This is a genomic window from Arthrobacter sp. 10T413_2, assembly GCF_056394205.1.
In genome coordinates this window covers 1-4,433 of the sequence record NZ_JBFTHK010000267.1, presented here as the reverse complement: position 1 = coordinate 4,433, position 4,433 = coordinate 1, and the positions used below count along the sequence as shown (strand labels likewise).

Sequence of the window (4,433 nt, the reverse complement as noted above, 5' to 3'; positions counted from 1 at the left end):
GCCCAGCTGGACGCCGACGGTGAACTGCAGCAGGAAGCCGAGGACGAAGATMGGGATGCCGATCACGATCAGGGAGGMGACCAGMACCGTGGCGTCAAAGAACTTGCCCTTGCGCAGGCCCGCGATGAGGCCGAAGACGATGCCGAAGACACCCTCGAAGATCAGCGCCATGATGGCCAGCCGCGCCGTGACGGGGAAGACCTCGCCGAGCACGGCGGCGATGGKGCGGCCGGAGAAATCCTGGCCGAGGTCGAACGTGAAGATGCTCTTGAGGTAGAGCAGGTATTGCATCCAGAACGGCTGGTCCAGGTGGTACTGCATCCGCAGCTTGGCCGCCACGGCCTCGTTGACCGGCTTGTCGCCGAACAGTGCCACGATGGGGTCGCCGGGCAGGCTGAAGACCAGGAAGTACACCAGCAGTGTTGCGCCCAGGAAGACGGGAATCAGTTGCAGGAAACGCTTGAGGATGTAGATCGACATCAGCGAGTCACACCCTCGTTGGCAGGCATCCTGTCCAGGGATGCGGCGGAGTTGTTCATCAAAGAACCTTTTCACTATGGATGCAGGCCGGCGCCGGTTCGCTCACGGCGGCAGGGCTGCGAAAAGTTCGCCCGAAGAGTCGGGCATCAAGAAAAATGAGGCGTGCGAAAAGCACGACGACGGCGGAGGCCCCGGTGTGGGCGGCCCCCGCCGTCGCTTAGGTGTTACTTACCGGTGATGTTGTAGTACAGCGGGACGCCGTCCCAGCCGTAGTCAACGTTGGTGACCTTGTCGCTCCAGCCGCCCTGGGCAACCTGGTACCACAGGGGGATGGCGGGGAGGTCGTTCAGGAGGATTTCCTGGGCCTTGTTCATGGCCTTGTTGCCGTCGCCGACGGTCGAGGCGTTCAGGCCGTCGGCGACGGCCTTGTCGAACGTCGGGTTCGCGTAGTTGGCGTCGTTGGAGCCGGCTCCGGTCTTGTAGATCGGGCCGAGGAAGTTGTACAGCGACGGGTAGTCTGCCTGCCAGCCGGCGCGGATGGAGCCGGTGAGGGTCTTGGCGGTGGCGTCGTTGCGGGCTTCCTTGAAAGTGGCGTACGGCTTGCCTTCAACCTTGATGCCGAGGGTGTTCTTGAGCTGGTTGACAACAGCCTCAACCCAGGCCTTGTGTCCGCCCTTGTCGGCGTTATAKGCGATGGTGAAGGTCTCGTTGGGGTCCCACTTCTGGATGGCGTCGGCCTTGGCCCAAGCTTCCTTGGCCTTGGTGGCGTCAAACTTCAGGTTGTCAGCACCCGGAATCGTGTCGCTGTAGCCGTCAAGCACGGGAGCGGTGAAGTCCTTGGCGGGCTGGCGTGCACCGTTGAAGATCACCTTGGTGATCTCGTCGCGGTTGATCGCCATGGAGATCGCCTGGCGGCGGAGCTTTCCGGCGTCGCCGCTCCATTCCGGCAGGTATTCCGGGATGGCGATGGTCTGGTTGCCGGCGTACGGCTTGTTGATGGTGCGGTCGCCGAGGTCAGACTTGAAGTTCTTCAGCGCGCTGGTCGGGATGGTCTGCAGGATGTCCAGGTTGTTGGACAGCAGGTCCTGGTAGGCGGCGTCGTCGTTCTGGAAGATCTTGAAGGTCACGCCGGCGTTCTTGGCCTTGCGCGGTCCGTTGTAGTCCGGGTTCGGAACGAGCTGGATCTGCACGTTGTGCTGCCAGCCGCCGTCCGCAAGCTTGTAGGGGCCGTTGCCGACCGGCTTCTCGCCRAAGCCCTTCGGGTCCTTCAGGGCGCCGGAGGGAACCGGAACAAACGCGGTGTAGCCCAGGCGAAGCGGCCAGTCGGATTCCGGCTGCTTCAGTTCGACGGTGAACGTCTGATCGTCAACGACCTTCAGGCMGGACATGGTGTCGACGGTGGAGCCTTCTGCGCTGGCCTCGTCGTAGCCCTTGATGCTTTCGAAGAACCCTCCGCTGAGCTGTGCGTTCTTTGCTGCGGCCCCGAAGTTCCAGGAATCGACGAAGGTCTTGGCCGTGATGGCCTCGCCGTTCGTGAACTTCTGGTCCTTCTTGATCTTGATGGTGAAGTGCTGGCCGTCCTTGCCCTCGATGGACTCGGCGAGCTCGTTKACCGGCTTGCCGCTGGGGTCGTAGCTGACCAGACCCGMGAAGATCATGTCGATGACCTTGCCGCCGCCGACCTCGTTGGTGTCGGCCGGCATCAGGGGACGCTGGGGTTCGGAGCCGTCGGCGAGGATCACTTTGCTGGTGTCGCCGCCGGTACTGCCGCTACCGGTTGCGGAGCCGCTGGCACCGCATCCGGTCAGGGCGAGGGCGGCGATAGCCACCATGCCCAGTGCTTTGGAAGTGCGCGAAAAACGCATTCCGCCTCCTATGAGTTGTGGGAGTTCGTGAGGGAAAAACTTATGCTTCCCCGAAGGCAGGCACAGGGGTATCCCCTGTGACGTGGCCTACATAAGGAAGTAGCCTAGCCCCAAAATGTCCAAATGTTGGAACTCCGTTGCCAAACCGTGATCCGACAACCTCATGACTGCTAGCGTCACGCGCAAAGTATTTCAAGTCACACCCTACCGGCTGGTAGTATTCGCCCGAACTGTGATCCGGGTTACTCCGGATTAACTCGAAACGGGCGGCTTTCAGCCCCCGGGGCACACCTTAGCTGGCCCCCGACAGCAGCTGCGCGCGCAGCTCGCGGCGCTCGCGCTGCTTGTCCGGATCCGGCAGCGGAACCGCGGCCAGAAGCCGCTGGGTGTAGGGCTCCTGGGGGTTGCGCAGGATCTGGTCCCGGGTCCCCTGTTCGACGATCCTGCCGCGCTGCATCACGCAGATCCGGTCCGCGAGCACGTCCACCACGGCGAGGTCGTGGGTGAMGAAGAGGCAGGCGAAGCCCAGTTCCTTCTGCAGGTTCTGGAAGAGATCGAGCACCTTGGCCTGGACGGAGACGTCCAGGGCCGAGGTGGGCTCGTCGGCGACCATGAGCTTCGGCTTGAGCGAGAGGGCGCGCGCGATCCCGACGCGCTGTTTCTGGCCGCCGGAGAGTTCGTGCGGGTAGCGGTTGCGGTAGTCCCGCGGAAGCTCGACCTGGTCCAGGAGCGCCTCGATCCGGTGCTGCAGCTCGGMGCCCTTCGCGACGCCTGCGAGKAACATCGGCTCGCCGATGCTTTCCCCGATGGGAAGCCTGGGGTTCAGGGACGAGGACGGGTCCTGGAACACCATGCCGACATGCCGGCGCATCTCGTGGAGCTGCCGGCCGTTCCTCTTGGCGGCGGAAATGTCCTGGCCGACGACCCGCATGGTGCCCGCCGCCACCGGCAGCAGGCCGACGGCGGCCCGGCCGATGGTGGTCTTGCCCGAGCCCGACTCGCCGACCAGGCCGACCACCTGCCCGGGGTAGATGACCAGGTTGGCGCCCTCCACAGCCCGGAAGGCCGGCACCCGGCCCTGCTTGGGGTATTCGATGGCGACGTCGGTGAGTTCCAGTACCGGCTCACCTTTTGGCTTGGCGGCCTCGGCCGCGGCCAGGGCAGCGGCGTTCTCCCGCTCCCGCCGGATCAGCTCGTCTTCCGGGATGGAGAGGATCTCGGCGTGGGTGGCGGCGGCGAGGGCGGCAGTGACATCGACGTCCGACACCGAATCCGAACCGCCCTGGCCCAGGTGCGGGACCGCGGCCAGCAGGGCCTGGGTGTATTCGTGCTGCGGGTTGTGGAAGATCTGCGCCGCGGTGCCCGTCTCCACGATGAGTCCCCGGCGCATGACGGCGATCCGGTCGGCGAGGTCGGCCACCACGCCCATGTCGTGCGTGATGARCACAATGGCGCTGTCCAGCTTGTTGCGCAGGTTGCGCATGAGGTCCAGGATTTCGGCCTGGACGGTGACGTCGAGGGCCGTGGTGGGCTCGTCGGCGATCAGCAGCTTCGGATCGCAGGAGAGTGACTGCGCGATCATGGCGCGCTGCCGCTGACCGCCGGAAAGCTGGTGCGGGTAAGACCGGAAGGCCTTCTCGGGATCGGGMAGTTCGACAAGTTCCAGCATGCGCAGGGCCTTGAGCCGCGCTTCTTCAGGGGAAACCTCGTTGTGCAGGCGCACAGTTTCCACAATCTGCGACCCCACGGTGTAGACCGGGTTCAGGGCCGTCATCGGCTCCTGGAAGATCACCGCGACGTCCTTGCCGCGGACGGCCCGGATATTGGCCTCATTGGTTCCCAGCAGCTCCCGGCCGGCGAGCTTGACACTTCCGGTCACACGGCTGTTACTGGGCAGCAGGCCCAGCAGCGCCATTGAACTGGCACTCTTTCCKGAGCCGKACTCCCCCACGATGGCCAGCACTTCGCCGGCCCGCACCTCGTAGTTCAGGCCGATCGCAGCCGGGACCCATTTCTTGTCCACGCCGAAATCCACGCTGAGGTCCCGGACCTCCAGGACGGTTTCCCCCTTGCCGTTCCCCCTTGCCG

General features: G+C 64.5%; 3 protein-coding genes. All 3 read right to left on the bottom strand.

All coding sequences use genetic code 11. The annotated features are described in order from the left end of the window. A partial coding sequence (locus AC1DBQ_RS22175; RefSeq protein WP_476930563.1) for an ABC transporter permease occupies positions 1–480 on the bottom strand: 480 nt, incomplete at its 3' end. 224 nt (positions 481–704) lie between these two features. After that, positions 705–2,345, bottom strand: a complete 1,641-nt coding sequence (locus tag AC1DBQ_RS22170) for a peptide ABC transporter substrate-binding protein (protein ID WP_476930562.1) — start codon at positions 2,343–2,345, stop codon at positions 705–707. 292 nt (positions 2,346–2,637) lie between these two features. Then, positions 2,638–4,401, bottom strand: coding sequence for a dipeptide ABC transporter ATP-binding protein (locus tag AC1DBQ_RS22165; protein ID WP_476930564.1), 1,764 nt, complete (start codon positions 4,399–4,401; stop codon positions 2,638–2,640). Positions 4,402–4,433: the final 32 nt, after the last annotated feature.